We start from the raw sequence: 18,061 nt of genomic DNA, 5'->3' as shown, positions 1-18,061 counted from the left end.
GGAATTGTTTATATTTTTTTATTAAGCATCTAATGTTTTACACTAAAAGCTTTTATTAATGGTCTGCACTCACTTTGTGTGATAAGTAAACCATTGTTAACATAGTGAAAATGAAGGCTTGGATAAAGCCGATGAAGATTGAGAATCCTTGCCATGCCATTGTTGGAATAATAGCACCTACGAATCCTACTACGCCTGAACCAGCTAAACCAGCTAGTAAACCAAGTAAAATCTCCCCTGCATAAATGTTACCGTAAAGACGAAGACCTAACGTTAATGTGTTAGCAAACTCCTCGATAATTTTTAATGGGAACATAAATGACATAGGTTGGAAGAATGTACCGAAATAATGTTTGCTACCTTGTAATTTAATACCATACCAAGTAGCTAAAACCGTTACCATTGAAGCCAATGTTAATGTAACAGTTGGGTCAGCTGTTGGGGATTTCCACCATAACTGATCATTAATTACTATCCCTGAGAATGGTAAACCTAACAAGTTTGCAACTGCGATGAACATAATAAGAGTGATCCCTAAAATGTGGAAGCGACCACCAGTTTTCCAATCCATGTTGCTCTTGATAATCCCTTTTACAAAGTCCATTACCCATTCCATAAAGTTTTGCATGCCAGTTGGTTTCAGCTTTAAATTACGAGTTGCAATAAATGCGATTAGAAACACTACAACAGCTGTGATAACTAGCATTAAAACTGTGGATAAGTTGAACGTAAGTGAAAAGGCACCTAGGTCCAACGTTAACTCTGGAGATTCATGATTCATTCTTGCATTCACCTCACTTTCTAGTTACCTTATTGTCTCTTACTACATATACGAATACCCCTACACTCAGGAACACGTATGGAATCATTAGCCCTATCACTGTGCTAATTAAGTGGAAATATTGTGGCAACGTAATTGCGATTGCGACTGCTGCAACACCTGATCCAAAGCGTAAAGCTGAACCGAGTGATACTACTTTTTTCCCTTCACTTAAGGAACGATCAAACTTGTCCATTCTTCGAACAAGAATCCAAAAGTTATATGTACCAAAGCAAGCACCGACAGCAATACCAGCAAATACTGTAGGATGTGAGGTGAACCCCCAACCTAATGCACAAAGAGCAAGCAAAAAAAATAACGCTTTTTTCTGCATAGCGAAAATGTGATGCAAATCTAGCATTGGCAATTTATCTCCCAAATCTTTTTCGAGTAATGTGTTTAATCGCTCTCTACTTTAAGGAAATCAAGCGTGGTGTATTGACATGCATGTGGAAAATTGGAATTGGAAAATCTTGTTTTAATCAGAAATTTGTCGAAATTTCGAAAATTTCCTTCCTTATTACCACATTTTCTCCAATGCAATCATTAAGTATTCAGACGCTTGAAAACGTTGCAAATTGACAATTGATTAATTTCAACTGTCAACCTAGTAGAAACTTGATATAACAAGCGTTTCGGGACCATTTCCGGACTCAAAACCCCTATCTTTCTTACCCTTTGTAAGCATACAATAGGGGTAATTTGATGTCAATTGGTTCCGGTGAAAAACTTCACATCAACTCTAATCTTGTCAAATTGTCGACAAATTTATGATAACAATTTGAATTTATGTTGTAAGTTATGTTCAATTATCTTGTTAAAAATGTATGGAATATTAATTTTTCAACAAAATTATGCTCACTATCGCTTAATATTATAAAGTTTTTTCTAAAAAGCTAATTAGAGCCTTGACAATTCGCTCCGAAGCGTATCCATCACCATATGGATTTGAAGCATGAGCCATTTTTTCATATGCTGAAGCATCTTCTAGTAATTCTTTTGCTAATTGATAGATTGTTTCTTCTTCTGTACCTGCTAATTTAAGAGTACCCGCCGCAATTCCTTCTGGACGTTCTGTTGTATCTCGCAATACTAGTACTGGCTTACCTAACGATGGCGCTTCTTCTTGGATGCCACCTGAATCCGTTAAAATCATATACGAACGGGCAGCAAAATTATGGAAATCTAGTACTTCCAAAGGTTCAATTAAATGAATTCGAGGATCGTCGCCTAATATTTCATCCGCAACTTCTCTTACAGCTGGATTTAAATGAACAGGGTAAACTACTTGAACATCGTCATGTTCGCCAAGTAATCGTTTAATTGCACGGAACATGTTACGCATTGGTTCACCTAAGTTTTCTCTTCGATGGGCTGTAAGTAAAATCATTCGATTATCCCCAACTAGGTCCAGTACAGGATGTGTGTAGTTTTCTCTAACAGTAGTTTTTAATGCATCAATTGCAGTATTTCCCGTAACAATAATATTTTCACTATTTTTATTTTCTTTTAACAAGTTATCTTTTGAGTTTTCTGTAGGAGCAAAATGTAAATCTGCCATTACACCAGTTAGTTGGCGATTCATTTCTTCCGGATATGGCGAGTATTTATTCCCAGTACGTAAACCTGCTTCTACATGACCGATTGCGATTTGATTGTAGAATGCCGCAAGACTTCCTACGAATGTTGTTGATGTATCACCATGAACTAACACAATATCAGGTCTTGCATCTTTCATGACCTCATCTAAACCTTTAAGTGCATTTGTTGTAACATCAATTAAAGTTTGACGTTCTTTCATTATATTTAAATCATAATCAGGTTGAATTTGAAATGTTTCAAGTACCTGATCTAACATTTGGCGGTGTTGTGCAGTAACGGTAACTATTGATTCGATTTTATCTGGATGTTTCTGCAATTCTAGAACAAGCGGTGCCATTTTAATCGCTTCAGGTCTTGTTCCGAAAATCGTCATTACTTTCCACTTTTTAGTCAATGTCTTGCACCATCCTTTTAAATTGTGAAGCGCCCTTCGCCTAGACGAAGGACGCAAATTGATTTTTTATGAGCGGTTTTGGTGTGGTTATGTGCGGTTTTCCACCTTTTATAGGCGGATTCACGCCTTATATGGGCGGTTCCCTACAAATTATTTAACAAATTATTATTTCGTACCAAATAAACGGTCGCCAGCATCACCAAGACCTGGAACAATGTAACCATGGTCGTTAAGTTTTTCATCTAACGCTGCAATATATATATCCACATCAGGGTGTTCTTCTTGAAGTGCTTGTACACCTTCTGGGGCCGCAATTAAACACATAAATTTAATATTTTTAGCTCCACGCTTTTTCAATGAATGAATCGCTTCTGCAGCAGAACCACCTGTTGCAAGCATTGGGTCCACCACGATGAATTCACGTTCTTCAACATCAGCAGGAAGTTTTACATAATATTCTACTGGTTTTAAAGTTTCTGGGTCACGATATAAACCAATATGACCTACTTTTGCAGCTGGAATTAATTTTAATACTCCATCTACCATTCCGATACCAGCACGTAAAATTGGAACTAGAGCGATTTTTTTACCAGATAGAACTTTAGCCTTTGCCGTTTGAACTGGAGTTTCGATTTCAATTTCTTCTACTGGTAAATCACGTGTAATTTCAAAAGCCATTAAAGTTGCTACTTCGTCTACAAGTTCACGGAATTCTTTCGTTCCTGTGTTTTTATCACGAATATACGTTAATTTGTGTTGAATTAGTGGGTGATCAAATACATAAACTTTGCTCAATGTTGTTCGCTCCTAACTATTTTCCCCATCTATATAATGAAGATTCACTTTATATCTAGCATAGTATATCAAAAAATGTTTAAACATAAAACATAATGTCGAAAAAAGAAAAACTATGGACACTTCATTAACTCAGAATGAAATTACACAGTGCCGGCATGCTAGATACTGTTGAAATTCACATAAAAAATCCTCGCCCTATTATGAGCGAGGATTCAAAATCGATTAGATATTAGTTACTAAATCTTCATAGATTGGGTATTTGTCAGTAAGAGCTTTTACGCGATCACGAGCTTCAGCTTTAACTGCTTCATCTTCAGGGTTTTTAAGAACTTTGGCGATGATTAAACCTACTTCTTTAAGGTCTTCTTCTTTAAAGCCACGAGAAGTAACTGCAGCAGTACCTAAACGGATACCACTTGTTACAAAAGGTTTTTCTTCATCGTAAGGAATTGTGTTTTTGTTAGCAGTGATTGCTACTTCATCAAGTAAATGTTCTGCAACTTTACCAGTTAAACCTACAGATTTTACGTTTACTAGTAATAAGTGGTTGTCAGTACCACCTGATACCAGCTCTAATCCTTCTGCTAATAATGTTTCAGCTAAAGCACGAGCATTTGCTTTAATTTGTTTTGCGTACTCTTTGAATTCTGGTTGTAATGCTTCACCGAATGCTACTGCTTTAGCAGCGATTACGTGCATTAATGGACCACCTTGAATTCCAGGGAACACAGCTTTGTCAATTTTTTTCGCTAACTCTTCATTGTTTGTTAAAATTAATCCACCACGTGGACCACGTAATGTTTTATGTGTTGTTGAAGTTGTAAAGTCTGCATAAGGAACTGGTGATGGGTGTTCACCTGCAGCAACAAGACCTGCAATGTGTGCCATGTCTACCATGAAGTATGCTCCAACTTCATCCGCGATTTCACGGAATTTTTTAAAGTCGATTTCACGTGGATAAGCAGATGCACCAGCAACGATTAATTTTGGTTTATGTTCTAACGCTTTTGCACGAACATCTTCATAATCGATTACGTTTGTATCTTTTGTTACACCATACTCTACGAAGTTGTATTGAATACCAGAGAAGTTAACATGTGAACCGTGTGTTAGGTGACCACCATGTGATAAGTTCATACCAAGTACTGTATCGCCTGGTTGTAAAAGTGTAAAGTATACAGCCATGTTAGCTTGTGCACCTGAATGGGCTTGTACGTTTGCAAATTTAGCTCCGAAGATTTCTTTTACACGATCGCGTGCGATATCTTCTACTACGTCAACGTGTTCGCAACCACCATAGTAACGTTTACCAGGGTAACCTTCTGCATATTTATTTGTTAATACAGAACCTTGTGCTTCCATTACAGCTTCCGAAACAATATTTTCTGATGCGATTAACTCAATATTTAATTGTTGACGTTTTTTCTCCGCTAAAATTCCTTCTAGTACCGCTTTGTCTTGCGCTGCTAGTTTTTCGTATGCCATTGTTCAAATCCCCCTAAGAATCTTGTAAATTTTATATAGTGAAAAAATCTTAATTTAGATTTTTATCAAACTTATCTGAAAACACCTTGTACTACTCTTCTACTTTTATATAAATAGCTCGTTCTCCACCGATTAATTTTGGTCGAGTTTTTGCCACCGTAACAATCGCATCCCCAATTTGACGGATAGATGTTCGAATTGGTACAGCCACTTCTTTTAAATGCATTCCAATCATTGTTTGTCCTATGTCGATACCTGCATGGGCGCGTACATGTTCTACGACAACTGGATTTTCCATTTGTGTATAAGCGTATGCTGACATGGATCCGCCTGCATGTTTCACCGGAACTACAGTAACAGGCTCATATGAATACTTTAACGCTGCTTCATATTCCATAGTTAAGGCACGGTTAATATGTTCACAGCCTTGGAAAACTAAGTATAAATCGTGTTTCTTAGCAAAACTTTTTAATTCTGCATAAAGTACTTCTGCCACTTCCATTGCACCTGCAGTACCGATTTTAGAACCAGCAACTTCAGATGTAGAGCAACCAATGACGAATAATTGCTTTGGTTGAAAATCGACTTGTTGTTCCATTTCATTAAGCAATTGAGCTAATTGATCTTGTAGATGTTGAAACGACATAGATGTCACTTACCCTTCAAGTTCTGTAATTTTTTCAATGCGTCGAGTGTGACGACCACCTTCAAATTCAGTACCAAGCCAAGCTTTTACAATTTCACAAGCAAGCCCTGGACCAATTACTCGTTCACCCATTGCTAAAATGTTTGAATCATTATGACAACGTGTTGCTTTTGCACTGAACACATCATGTACTAAAGCACAACGAATTCCTTTTACCTTGTTTGCAGCAATTGACATCCCAATGCCAGTTCCGCAAATTAAAATACCACGATCAAACTTCCCACTAGCTACGCCATCCGCAACCGGTTTTGCAAAATCAGGATAGTCCACTGAATCTGAATTTTGTGGGCCAAAATCTTCATAACTAATGTTTAGTTCATCTAAAAGTGACATAACTTCTCTACGTAAATTATTCCCACCGTGGTCAGAAGAAATTGCGATTTTCACTTTTGTAACCTCCTACGCGATTGTTTCATCATCAGTGTACCACTAAATGCTGAAGAATAACATGAATTTTACATAGAAAACGATAAACTTCTTCTGAAAATACGAATGATTTCGCTTACATACATGAAATTGTTCACTTTTAAGTTGATATTAACACGAAATTCAATATAAATCATTCAAATTTTATTGTTAAACCGAATAAATTTATCCAAGGAGATGTGTCAAAGAATAGTGAAAATTCTACTTTTTTCACTATTATTCATTGAATATTACAAAACTTTGTCCATTGACTAAAAATTCACCAATATTATAATAGAAAGTAACTTCATTATTTTGGAAAAAATGGTGGATAAATTACATTTAATTAGGGGGAATGTTATGAAGTGGAAAGCTAAGGGAAGTTTAATTGCAAGCGCTTTACTAGCATCAATGATTGCAGCGGGATGTACAGAAGAGGACGTTCAAGTAGTAGATTCCGAACAAAGTCCAGCAAATACTGAAACAACTGAGACAGCAGCTAGTGAAGTACCTGCTGTTGTTGTGAAAGGAGATACGATTAATTCCCACTTCCAAGCCGATGCAGTTTGTGTTGTGGATAGTCGATTTGAACGTGGCCATAGTATAGTCTTCCGCGCAAATGTTATCGATAGTAAAACAAACGAAACAATTGAAGACGCTAAGGTAAAAGTTGTTTTAGGTAATGGTGAAGAATATGAAATGAAAATGGGCCCTCATGGTGAAGAAGGCACGATACTCTGGACAGTTTTATGGACAATTCCAGACGATTTCCCAACAGGAACACTTGATTATAAAATCATTGCTGATGTTGATGGTACTGAGTATACCCATGAACCATTTAATGTTTCTTTATCTAAATTAACGATTCTTGAAAAAGGTGCTGAAGAGAAATTAACTGCAGAAGCCAAGGCTGCTGCTGAAGCAAAAGCTCAAGAAGAAGCTGAAGGCGGAGGAGAGAACGCTGAACAGCAACCAGCAGACGGAGAAGGTGATGCATAGAAATGAAAAAATATCTAACCGCAGCACTATTTATACTACTATTCATAGTAAGCGGATGTACTGATGCCGCAAACGAAGAGAAATCAAAAACACCAGATGAAACAACAAATTCGTCTGAATCTAAAGAAGCAAACGAAACTACAAAACCTGAAGAAAAAGAAACAGAAATAAATCTCCAAGGAAAAATTACATTAGATAATGCAAGCGGACGCATTGGAGATGAAATAAAAGTTACAGCAGAATCGTTAAAACCTGATTTACCTGTAAAATTAGTATGGGTAGATATGATTGGTTCCTATCAAATTGAAGATAATTATTCATTTATTGGTACTACTTACGAACCTGTAGAAAAAACGGTTGCAGAAGGTACTGCTGATAGTGCAGGAAAATGGGAAGGCACTTTTACTATTCCAGATGGCTTTGGTGACGATCACGACTTATTAATTTATCAGGAAGATACAGTCGTTGGAAAAGCGAATGTGTTCGTAGAAACGGTCTTTACAATGAGTCCTGAATCCGGCCCACCTGGTACTGAAATTACTGTTACTGGTGAAGGGTTAAGCTGGAAAATGTTCGGTAGTTTATGGCATTTAAACTACGATAACAACTTCTCAGGAATTATTACAGCAATTACGACAAACGGAAAAGCAAAAGCTGTTGTACGCGCGGCTGGTAATGAAGGATTACACAGCATCACAGTAGAAAGTGGTGCAATGGGCTTCCCATACTTAAGTAGAAGTAGTTCTGCAATCAATTATATCGATACACATTATTTCAATTTTGAAGTGACAGGAGATCAGCCAATTACAACCGCTTCCTATGTCGAAGAAGCACCAGAACCTGCAAACGGCGGAATTAAATTACCTGACCCTGTGAATAAAGATGGGGTTTCTGTTTCAATCGACAAATCGGAAGGAACAGTTGGCGAACCTGTAGTGTTAACAGCTTCCGGTTTACCTAAAAATGAAACGATTAAGTTTGATTGGCATACTATGGTTGGAACTCGCGTAACGGCTGAAGGCTATGGCGAGGAAGTATTTGATATTGGCGAAGGAAAAACGGATGCTAATGGTAATTTAACTCATCAATTTAATATTCCAGATGATTTAGGTGGGCTTCCTCACCTAATCGACTTGAAGGTTGGGGATGAAGTTTACGGTCAAACCTATTTAAGAATTTTACCTTCCATCGTTTCAGTAACACCATCATCTGGTCCTGTAGGAACTGAGTTTGTTATTGAAATTAAAGGTTCAGGATGGACAGAATTCGATAATGCTTTAGGGGTACTATATAATAACTCTTATATTGGATATATTTGTGGATTTAATAGCCAAGGAACAATCAAATTACGATTGAAAGCAACTGGCGAACCAGGATACCAATTTATCGATATTTACCCATCTATCTATAAGGGTCAACAAACACAACCAACTTATTATTTAAGACCAATGCTGACTTATCGCGAAGATCATCCTGGAACAGGAATCCCAGCGATTCGAACTATGTTTGAAATTACTGAATAGCAAAAGTGGACGTCATTAAGGCGTCCACTTTTTTGTAATGGATAAATTCACAATGATTTCTTACAAAAAAATTCGCTGCTTACTGTGGTAAGCCGCACTTCATTTATAGTGATTACGTCTTCTCTTATGTATTACAGCGTTGGTTATTTTAAAGACAACAAATATTCCGCAACGGCTTCTTCATTTCCGTTTGCAGTTCCTGGTGGCATTGTTTTTCTTCCCTTTATTAAAACCTCAACAATTTGCTCTTTTGATAACGCAATGTTTTGTAAGTTTGGTCCAATATCGCCTGATAAATCAACCCCATGACAACCAATACAGCTAGATTTCGCGATTTTTTCTCCCTCTGCTACTAACGCTTCATCCAAAGCTTGTCCTTCTTCTTGTTGTGTACTTTTTGTTTCTGCTGTTGACTCCTTTTCATCTTCACTACAACCAGCTATTAAAATGAGAAGAAAACAACTAATTAGTAGAATTTTAATGAATCCATTCCCCTTCATAACAATCCCCTTCCATAAAAAAATAGTGCTATAACTATTATAGCACTATTGGTTAAATATGGAATTTTAATTTGAACGGTCAAATTGTTGAATCATGCGATATAATTCCTCAGATTGACGTTTTAAATCTTGAGATAGTTTTTCTACTTGTTCGATGGCAAAGGCTTGTTCTTCTGTTGAGCCACGAACTTCTTGAGCTCCTGCTGATGTTTGTTCAGCAATTGCCGCTACCTCTTGAGATTGTCGAGCAGTTGTTTCGATATTAATCATTTGTCTTTCTACTAATTGTGAAATATCCACAACGGCATCTGCCATTTCCCGAACTCTTGACGCCATTCCTTCTACAATCGCAGTAGTTTGAGAGACTTTTGAAGATTCTTTCACAGCAAAAGTTACTTGTTCATTCATTTGTTTTACAACGAGATTCACATTTTCTTGCATTGCTTTAATTAACGCCGTAATTCCTTGAACTGCTTTTCCACTTTCATCTGCTAAACTACGAACCTCTTCAGCAACGACAGCAAACCCTTTACCATGTTCCCCTGCTCTTGCTGCCTCAATTGAAGCGTTTAAAGCGAGTAAATTCGTTTGAGCTGCAATATCGCCTACTAAACTAATAATTTGTTGAATTTGTTCCGCATTTTTCTCAAGTTGATGGATACTGTCTAACGCTTTTTCATTTCCATTTGCAATTTGTTGAATACTACTTACTAAGCCTTGAATCGAATCAGTAGTTGACTCTAAGTTTCCAATAATTTTTTTAGATTGTGTAGCTGAATTGAGTGCTCGCTCATTTACTTCTGATGCAAGTAATCGAACATCTTCAATTGCTTCTACTGTTTCTTGAACTGCCACTGCAGAAGCCTCTGCTCCTTCAGAAATTTGACTTACTGTGTGTGCAATTCCCTCTGCTTTTCTTGAAGCAGACTCTGTTTGATTTGATAGATTAATAATCGTTTCATTTGTTGTTTGGAAGTTCTTTTCAATACTATCAACCATTTGTCTTAAGTTCGTCAGCATTAATTGGAATGCTTCCGCAACAGATTGAATTTCATCATGAGAGTTTCTAACTTCCACATCTCGTCCAATTTTCCCCTCTGCAACAAGGGTTGCTGATTCTTCGAGTTTTTGTAATGGTTTTACTAATACCACACTAAAAATAGCTGCTAAAATACAAGACCATAAAATACCTAAAGCATATGTTAAAAATTCAAATACTATAAGATTTGGTATAAATTTTGAGAAGAACATTGGATGCAAATAATGAATAAATATAAAACTAGTTGAGTACGTAATAATTGCTAATACGCCAACGAATAAAACTAACTTTCTGCGTAAGTTAAAGTTTTTATTGTTCTTCATTCAGTAGTACAACCCCCAGCAATCTTATGTTGTAATTCGTCAATTAATTTCGATAATTCTTCATATGTTTGTCTATACGTATTAATATCTCCTCCAAATGGGTCCGATACATCTTTGGAACTATATGGAGCAACATATTCTTTTAAAGTAAATGTTTTATTTTGAACATTTGGAAACGATTGCAAAATCATATTTTTATGCGCCAATGTCATCGTAAGGATTAAATCGGCCCACTCAATATCTTGTTGCTTTACTTGAGATGTAATATGTTCAAACTGAATCTGATCTTGCGCTAATATTGCTTTGGCATTCTCAGATATCTCTCCCCCTTCCAGTGCATAGATTCCTGCAGATTTTACTTGAACCCCTTGAATATTTCGTGCTTTTAAAATGGCCTCAGCCATTGGACTTCTACATGTGTTACCTGTACATATAAAATAGATATTCATGCTGTCACTCTTCCTTTTAAGTATTATCAAGACTGTTAATAAAAGTAAGGATACTAATTGTTAATAGTGATATTCCTGCAATCCATTTCAAAATATCCCCTTTAATAGGGAAATGACTTTTGGCAAGATAGAGCGATATATAAGATAGGACAAACGTCCATATACCTGCACTCATTATAAATAAATGTTTTTGTAAGTTTAGCATACCAAAAGAAATGCTAACTGAAAAGGTATCTAAACTTGCTGTTATTGCTAAAATTACGAGAGGTATCGCTATTACTTGGCGATTTTTTGTCGATAGTATTAACTGAAGACCAATAAAAAACAAAAGAATACTAGATATTAGATTCGACCACTGAGTTAAAATAGATAACATCCAGTTACCTAAATTATAACCGATTATTGGGAATATCATATGTAAAATTGCTGTCCATAAAGAGAGTAAGAAACGTTTTTTCACATCTGGTAGTAGTAAATATAATGCAACAACATCTAAAGCGACAATGAGACCCGTTAATATTTCCTGCAAATATTGTCCTCTTTCCTATTTAAGATTTCTACCATCTTATGCGTAGAAAGTTTACAATATCATGGCTTTTCATCGACATAGATTTTAAAGTAAGAATAAAAAAGGTTAGCAATTAGTCATGTCCTAATTACTAACCTATGTTTTAAACTGTATACCATTTCCCACCAGAAGCCTTTTCTAGTCGATTCATGATTGCCGCCCCTACTCCTTCTGTTGAGGTAGTAGTTACTAGAATGATATTTGCTTCTGTTTTATCACAAGCGCGGAGATCATCATATAGTTTTGCTCCCATTCTTTCTTGGTCACCCTCAATACCGAACGTAAAGAAATAGTCGGCGCCAATAGCGTGGTAATTTGACGGAGCAAGTAAAGCTACTTTATTTCCATCATTTTTTAGTTGGGCAATGGCTTTTTCCACTTTTTGTTGATCACTTTCAATTAAATAAACAGGTGCCTCTGGAGCATAGTGAGTGTACTTCATTCCTGGTGCCTTTGGTGTTGATTCAAGTTGTTGTTGCTCCTTATTCGGTAAAATCACTTCACCTATTACTTCTTCGAGCATTTCCTTTGTAATTCCACCTGGACGTAAAATGACTGGCGGGTTAACTGTTATATCCAACACTGTTGATTCTAAACCGATGCCAGTAGTACCCCCATCAAGTATAAGCGGGATTTTTCCACGCAAATCTTCTTCAACATGAATTGCTTTCGTAGGACTTGGTTTCCCACTTCTATTCGCACTTGGAGCTGCAATTGGTTTTTTTAATTTTCTCAGTAGTTTTAATGCAACCTCATGATCCGGCATACGTAAACCAACTGTGGATAACCCTGCTGTAACGCTCGGGGCAAATACACCTGGTTTTACTTTCATAATAAGCGTTAACGCTCCCGGCCAGAAAATCTCCATCAGCTTGCTTGCCTTTTGAGGAATCTCTTCTATGAAATTAGATACTTCTTCAATAGAACCAATATGTACAATTAATGGGTTATCAGATGGACGGCCCTTTGCTTCAAAGATTTTCTTTACCGCCCGATCATCTGTTGCAACTGCGCCTAGTCCATAAACAGTCTCGGTTGGAAAGGCTACAACTTCCCCATTTTCTAATAAATCCACAGCTTGTGAATAAATCTGTTCATTATCCCCATCTTTATCCACAAGCAATCGGAAAGTCTCCATCCTACTCCCTCCTTTATTTTTGAGTATTACTCCATAGTTATACACAATTTGTGGATAACTTATCAACTTATGTGTACAACTTTCTAAATTGTTTGAAAAAACTTTTAGCTAAATAATTTTTTAATCCATTCCCAAATAAAGAACTTCACTTCTGGTTCGTCTTTTTCTTCTTCTTTCGCAACTTCTTTTGTATCTTGTTTTGTATCTTCTTTTGCTTGTGCACTTTCACAAACATTTCCGAAAATACTGCACCACCAGTTGTCACCACGACCGCTTCCTATTGTTAATACAAGAGAATTATACACATTTTGTGGGTAAAACGTGTTTGCATCAAACTTTGGTGGTATTAAATGTTCTCCAATATTAATATTAATTTCTTCTTGTGGATAATGCTTTTGTACGAAAGTTACCAATTGTGCATAACTTTCATCGTTATCCACACCATTTAATTCATTTTTCTGAATTTGCGTAAAAATTGGTTGTAAACTATCCACAATTTCATTTTTTAGTTGTTGATCGGCAGTTGTATTACTATTTGCAACTACACGAATTTTTAATGAATCATCTATTGCACTTTCTCTAGTTTCATAAACTTTGTCGAATAAATCTGGCAATAAAATGATTGAACATAATATCGCTACTGAAATAGCTACTAGTTTTAGTAGACTTAAAATCGTATTTACCTTCTCATCGTTTTCCACTCTTGTAATCTCGTAATCGTTTAACATATTAAATCCCTCCCTGACATCATAATTGGCAGGAAGAGATTTTTTTATACATCAATTTCACAAAAAACAAAACGATTTTTTTGATTAATATCTTTTATGATTTCTATTTTTGCTTCTGGAAAGCTAGATTTAAAGAAATTCGCAACCGCTTCACCTTGCAAATGACCAATCTCCACACCAATTAATGCTGGCTTTTTTAATAAAGGTGGCAGTTGCTCTGCAAGTTTTCGATACAAGATGAGTCCGTCTTCCTCAGCAAAAAGAGCAGAGTGTGGTTCATGCTCTAAAACAACCTCTGACATTTCTTTTGCTTCATCATAGCTAATATAAGGTGGATTTGATAAAATGACATCCCACTTTTCGTTCTGAAGTGGTTCTGTTAAATCACCCAGACGGAAATCTATTTGGGCATTGTGTTGTTTAGCATTAAGACGGGCTGTTTCAAGAGCAGATTCAGAAATATCTGTTGCAGTAATTTCAGCGTTTGGCATTTCGCACTTCATTGTAATAGCAATAGCACCACTTCCTGTTCCGATATCAGCAATCTTTATAGGAGCGGCTTTGCCAAACAATTTGTGGATACGTTCTTGCGCGGCAACAATTAATTCTTCCGTTTCTGGTCGTGGGATTAATACCGATTCATTTACAGTAAATTGTCTTCCGTAAAATTCCTCAACCCCTGTAATATATTGCACAGGGCGCCCCTTTGCATGTTGCTCTACATAGTTTTCAAATTGTTCGAGTGCTTCGTTCGAAATTGCATCGTGCATTCGCATCATTAATCCAGAATAATTCGTTTGTAAAATATGCTGCAATAATAGTCTTGCAGCATTTTCGTCACGACCTTTGTCCACTAAATAAGAAGAAGCCCATTTGAGGGCCTCAAAAATAGTTTTATGCTTCATCATTTAAGTGGGCAAGTTTCGATGCTTGCTCTTCTAACATTAATGCATCGATAATTTCGTCCAACTTGCCTTCCATGATAATATCAAGCTTTTGCAAAGTTAAACCAATACGATGGTCTGTGACACGATTTTGTGGATAGTTATATGTGCGAATACGTTCAGAACGATCTCCCGTACCAACAGCTGATTTACGTGTTGCATCAATTTCTTTTTGTGCTTCTTGTCGATACATATCGGCAACACGAGCACGTAAAATTTTCATCGCTTTTTCACGGTTTTTAATTTGTGAACGCTCATCTTGCATCGAAACAACTACACCTGTAGGAAGATGGGTCATACGAACAGCAGACATTGTCGTGTTAACGGATTGCCCACCTGCACCAGAAGATGCAAATGTATCAACACGAATGTCTTTTTCATGAATTTCAACGTCCACATCTTCTACTTCTGGAAGACATGCAACTGTTGCTGTAGAAGTATGGATACGACCTTGAGATTCTGTTGCTGGTACACGTTGAACACGGTGCGCTCCGTTTTCAAATTTGAATTTTGAGTATGCTCCTTGGCCGTTAATCATAAAGATTACCTCTTTATAACCACCCATTGCATTCGGTGTTGCTTCCATAATATCAATTTTCCAACCTTGAGCTTCTGCATAACGAGAATACATACGGAACAAGTCTCCTGCGAAGATATTTGCCTCGTCCCCACCTGCAGCACCGCGAATCTCCATAATAACGTTTTTATCATCGTTCGGGTCTTTCGGAATAAGAAGGATTTTTAGGCGTTCTTCTAATGCTGGAATTTGCGCATTTAATTCGTTAAATTCTTCCTTTACCATTTCATACATATCTGGATCTTTTTCGTTTTCTAGCATTTCTTTCGTATCGGCTAATTGTTGTTTCACACTTTTATATTCACGATACACTTCTACCATTTCTTGAATATCTGATTGTTCTTTTGAATATTCACGAAGTTTTTTACTATCACTTACGATATCCGGATCACTTAATAATTCATTTAATCTTTCATAACGGTCCTCAACCGCTTGTAGACGATCAAACATGATTTCACCTCTTGTTTTGATTATTATAATTTATGTGTACTAGCGTTTATCCGCCGAAAATGGGTATTTATCCGTCAATTTGAGGGGTTTTTCCGCCAAACTTTTGAATTTATCCGCCAAATCGAGGCGTTTATCCGCCAATTGCTTTTTTCTTTCTTAGTATAAAGAAATTACAACCTTTTATAAAGGTGGATTTACATGACATTTGCGACAAACTGGATAATATGTATCATTGCCACCAATTTGAATTTGTTCTCCTGTATAGACAGGTTTGTTATTTTCATCAACACGCAAATTCATTGTTGCTTTTTTATGGCAGAACCAACAAATCGTTTTCATCTCTTCGATTTTGTCCGCATAAATGAGCATATGACGACTACCTTCGAACAGTTCGTTTTGGAAGTCATTTTTTAATCCAAAGCCCATTACAGGTATATTTAAAATGTCGACAATTTTAGTTAATTGTAAAACATGTTCTTTTGTTAGAAATTGCACTTCATCTACTAAAACACAATATAATTTTCCTGGAAAGTTTTTCACGTATTCAAAAATGTTTGTTTCATCAAAAACAGGTATTGCTTTACGGCGAAGTCCAATTCGGCTAGATACGTAACCTACTTCATCTCTCGTATCGATTCCTGATGTAAAAATTAATACTGGTTTATCTTGTTCTTCATAGTTATGAGCAACTTTAAGAATTTCAATAGACTTTCCACTATTCATAGCACCATGTTTAAAAAATAATTGCGCCATTCAAGAATACCTCATTTCTTCAATTTCATCATCGTTGGACGAACAAACCTTTATCGTAAAACTTAAAAAATGCCTGCCAGCATTTGCTTGGCAGGCATTTTATAAAATTCTTATTTAAGACCGTATTTTTTGTTGAAACGATCCACACGTCCGTCAGCAGACGCGAATTTTTGACGGCCAGTATAGAATGGGTGGCACTCGTTGCAAAACTCAACAGTGATTTTTTCTTTTACTGAACCAGTTTCAAAAGTGTTACCGCAAGAGCAAGTTACTGTTGCAGTTTTGTAATCTGGATGAATTCCTTGTTTCATATTCGTTTCTCCTCTCGCCCTGAACCATCCGGAACAGAGTTATTATTCGTACTGTGCCTTACATAACCCGAATATGCCAGTTATATATGCACACGTTACATACCTAAAAGATTATAGCAAGTAATATTACTTATCGCAAGGAAAAATATTTGCCATTTACATAGTTTGTCGATTCATGCTTAGAATTTGTCCACATATAGTATGTGAATTGTATATTCGCGCAAATATCCCACTCACTCGATTATAGCAAACCTTTACCTTTTGCCTTTTTCATATCACTATCAAGTTTCTCGAAAAATTCTTCGTTTGATTTTGTACTACGAAGTTTTTTCAAGAAACGTTCTGCAAAGTCAGGTGCATCTGAGAATGTTTTACGAATTGCCCATAGTTTCTCTAGCTGCTCTGAAGGAATTAGCAATTCTTCTTTACGCGTACCAGAACGACGAATATCAAGAGCTGGGAAAATACGACGTTCAGCAAGTTGACGGTCTAAGTGAAGTTCTAAGTTACCAGTACCCTTAAACTCTTCATAGATTACCTCATCCATACGTGAACCTGTATCTACTAAAGCTGTTGCTAGAATTGTTAAACTACCACCATCTTCAATATTACGAGCAGATCCAAAGAAACGTTTCGGGCGGTGGAATGCTGCTGGATCAATACCACCTGATAATGTACGTCCACTTGGTGGAATTACTAGGTTATATGCGCGGGCAAGACGCGTAATAGAATCCATTAAAATAATAACATCTCGTTTATGTTCAACTAAACGACGGGCGCGTTCTAATACAAGTTCTGCTACTTTTACATGGTTTTCAGGAACTTCATCAAAAGTAGAACTTACTACATCTGCTTTTACAGAACGCTCAATATCTGTAACTTCTTCAGGTCGTTCGTCTATTAATAAAACAATTAACTCTGCTTCTGGATAGTTTGTTGTAATAGCATTAGCAATTTCCTTTAAAAGCGATGTTTTCCCTGCTTTTGGTGGTGCCACAATTAACCCACGTTGGCCAAATCCAACAGGAGCAACTAAATCCATTATGCGAGTTGATAGTTTATGGGATTCTGTTTCTAATTTAATTTGGCGGTCTGGATAAAGTGGTGTTAATGCTGGGAAGTGAACTCGTTCTTTTGCGATTTCTGGATTTTCGCCATTTACTGCATCTACTTGAAGTAATCCGAAATATCGCTCATTTTCTTTTGGCGGTCTTACTTTACCAGATACCTTGTCCCCATTACGAAGATCGAAACGACGTATTTGGGAAGCAGAAATATAAATATCTTCTTTTGAAGGAGAATAGTTGATTGGTCGAAGGAATCCAAAGCCTTCCTGATTTACTATCTCTAAAACTCCTTCCATGAAGAAGAAACCTTCTTGTTCGGAACGAGATTTTAATATTGCAAAGATTAATTCTTTTTTTGTTAATTTACTATAATATGAAATCTTGTAATCACGTGCAAGAGCATATAACTCTTTCAACGTCATATTTTCTAATTGTGCTATCGTAAGAGCTGACATAGCATTTCTCCAGTCTTTTATATTTTT

The 18,061-nt window shown here is 36.5% G+C and carries 20 protein-coding genes; 2 read left to right on the top strand and 18 right to left on the bottom strand.

What is annotated here, in order from left to right:
- Positions 1-55: 55 nt before the first annotated feature.
- The 7 genes from atpB to rpiB form a co-directional block, all read right to left on the bottom strand.
- Complete coding sequence (gene atpB, locus NKR20_RS02685) at positions 56-781, bottom strand: F0F1 ATP synthase subunit A (protein WP_121214041.1); 726 nt, start codon at positions 779-781, stop codon at positions 56-58.
- Between the two features lie 13 nt (positions 782-794).
- A complete protein-coding gene (locus NKR20_RS02680; RefSeq protein ID WP_121214042.1) occupies positions 795-1,181 on the bottom strand; it encodes an ATP synthase subunit I in 387 nt (128 codons plus the stop codon).
- A 513-nt stretch (positions 1,182-1,694) separates the two neighbouring features.
- Positions 1,695-2,816, bottom strand: a complete 1,122-nt coding sequence (gene wecB / locus NKR20_RS02675) for a non-hydrolyzing UDP-N-acetylglucosamine 2-epimerase (protein ID WP_301285877.1) — start codon at positions 2,814-2,816, stop codon at positions 1,695-1,697.
- Between the two features lie 165 nt (positions 2,817-2,981).
- Positions 2,982-3,611, bottom strand: a complete 630-nt coding sequence (gene upp / locus NKR20_RS02670) for a uracil phosphoribosyltransferase (protein ID WP_121214044.1) — start codon at positions 3,609-3,611, stop codon at positions 2,982-2,984.
- Between the two features lie 225 nt (positions 3,612-3,836).
- Positions 3,837-5,099, bottom strand: coding sequence for a serine hydroxymethyltransferase (glyA, locus tag NKR20_RS02665; RefSeq protein ID WP_121214045.1), 1,263 nt, complete (start codon positions 5,097-5,099; stop codon positions 3,837-3,839).
- A gap of 91 nt (positions 5,100-5,190) precedes the next feature.
- Positions 5,191-5,745 carry a TIGR01440 family protein gene (locus NKR20_RS02660; RefSeq protein WP_253423303.1) on the bottom strand — a complete coding sequence of 185 codons (555 nt, stop codon included), beginning with the start codon at positions 5,743-5,745 and terminating at the stop codon, positions 5,191-5,193.
- A 9-nt stretch (positions 5,746-5,754) separates the two neighbouring features.
- Positions 5,755-6,192, bottom strand: a complete 438-nt coding sequence (rpiB, locus tag NKR20_RS02655; RefSeq protein WP_253423300.1) for a ribose 5-phosphate isomerase B — start codon at positions 6,190-6,192, stop codon at positions 5,755-5,757.
- Positions 6,193-6,570: 378 nt separating this feature from the next.
- Between rpiB and NKR20_RS02650 the strand changes: the two genes are divergently transcribed.
- Both NKR20_RS02650 and NKR20_RS02645 read left to right on the top strand, forming a co-directional pair.
- The gene (locus NKR20_RS02650) at positions 6,571-7,209 is read left to right on the top strand and encodes a hypothetical protein (protein WP_253423295.1); all 639 of its coding nucleotides are present in this window, start codon (positions 6,571-6,573) and stop codon (positions 7,207-7,209) included.
- A 2-nt stretch (positions 7,210-7,211) separates the two neighbouring features.
- Entirely contained in the window at positions 7,212-8,732 is a 1,521-nt protein-coding gene (locus NKR20_RS02645; protein WP_253423292.1) for a hypothetical protein, read from the top strand.
- Between the two features lie 143 nt (positions 8,733-8,875).
- Here the strand turns inward: NKR20_RS02645 and NKR20_RS02640 are convergent, their stop codons facing one another.
- The 11 genes from NKR20_RS02640 to rho form a co-directional block, all read right to left on the bottom strand.
- Positions 8,876-9,232: a c-type cytochrome gene (locus tag NKR20_RS02640; protein WP_253423289.1), complete on the bottom strand. Its 357-nt coding sequence runs from the start codon at positions 9,230-9,232 to the stop codon at positions 8,876-8,878.
- A 66-nt stretch (positions 9,233-9,298) separates the two neighbouring features.
- Positions 9,299-10,594, bottom strand: a complete 1,296-nt coding sequence (locus tag NKR20_RS02635) for a methyl-accepting chemotaxis protein (protein ID WP_253423286.1) — start codon at positions 10,592-10,594, stop codon at positions 9,299-9,301.
- Positions 10,591-11,043, bottom strand: coding sequence for a low molecular weight protein arginine phosphatase (locus NKR20_RS02630; protein WP_253423283.1), 453 nt, complete (start codon positions 11,041-11,043; stop codon positions 10,591-10,593). The genes NKR20_RS02635 and NKR20_RS02630 overlap by 4 nt, the downstream gene beginning before the upstream one ends.
- 16 nt (positions 11,044-11,059) lie before the next feature.
- The gene (locus NKR20_RS02625) at positions 11,060-11,572 is read right to left on the bottom strand and encodes a manganese efflux pump MntP (protein WP_253423280.1); all 513 of its coding nucleotides are present in this window, start codon (positions 11,570-11,572) and stop codon (positions 11,060-11,062) included.
- A gap of 142 nt (positions 11,573-11,714) precedes the next feature.
- Positions 11,715-12,749: an L-threonylcarbamoyladenylate synthase gene (locus NKR20_RS02620; RefSeq protein ID WP_121214054.1), complete on the bottom strand. Its 1,035-nt coding sequence runs from the start codon at positions 12,747-12,749 to the stop codon at positions 11,715-11,717.
- 104 nt (positions 12,750-12,853) lie between these two features.
- The gene (locus NKR20_RS02615; protein WP_253423278.1) at positions 12,854-13,477 is read right to left on the bottom strand and encodes a stage II sporulation protein R; all 624 of its coding nucleotides are present in this window, start codon (positions 13,475-13,477) and stop codon (positions 12,854-12,856) included.
- Positions 13,478-13,521: 44 nt separating this feature from the next.
- A complete protein-coding gene (gene prmC, locus NKR20_RS02610; protein WP_253423275.1) occupies positions 13,522-14,385 on the bottom strand; it encodes a peptide chain release factor N(5)-glutamine methyltransferase in 864 nt (287 codons plus the stop codon).
- Positions 14,372-15,448, bottom strand: coding sequence for a peptide chain release factor 1 (gene prfA, locus NKR20_RS02605; RefSeq protein WP_253423272.1), 1,077 nt, complete (start codon positions 15,446-15,448; stop codon positions 14,372-14,374). Before prfA ends, prmC begins: the two co-directional genes overlap by 14 nt.
- 180 nt (positions 15,449-15,628) lie before the next feature.
- Positions 15,629-16,201: a thymidine kinase gene (locus NKR20_RS02600; protein ID WP_121214058.1), complete on the bottom strand. Its 573-nt coding sequence runs from the start codon at positions 16,199-16,201 to the stop codon at positions 15,629-15,631.
- Between the two features lie 110 nt (positions 16,202-16,311).
- The gene (gene rpmE, locus NKR20_RS02595) at positions 16,312-16,512 is read right to left on the bottom strand and encodes a 50S ribosomal protein L31 (protein WP_097071668.1); all 201 of its coding nucleotides are present in this window, start codon (positions 16,510-16,512) and stop codon (positions 16,312-16,314) included.
- A gap of 241 nt (positions 16,513-16,753) precedes the next feature.
- The gene (rho, locus tag NKR20_RS02590; protein ID WP_121214059.1) at positions 16,754-18,034 is read right to left on the bottom strand and encodes a transcription termination factor Rho; all 1,281 of its coding nucleotides are present in this window, start codon (positions 18,032-18,034) and stop codon (positions 16,754-16,756) included.
- Positions 18,035-18,061: the final 27 nt, after the last annotated feature.

This window comes from Ureibacillus endophyticus, from assembly GCF_024159215.1.
In the GTDB taxonomy this organism is placed as follows: domain Bacteria; phylum Bacillota; class Bacilli; order Bacillales_A; family Planococcaceae; genus Ureibacillus; species Ureibacillus endophyticus.
Note: the sequence above shows the minus strand (reverse complement) of the source record. Positions and strands in the feature narration are given on the sequence as shown.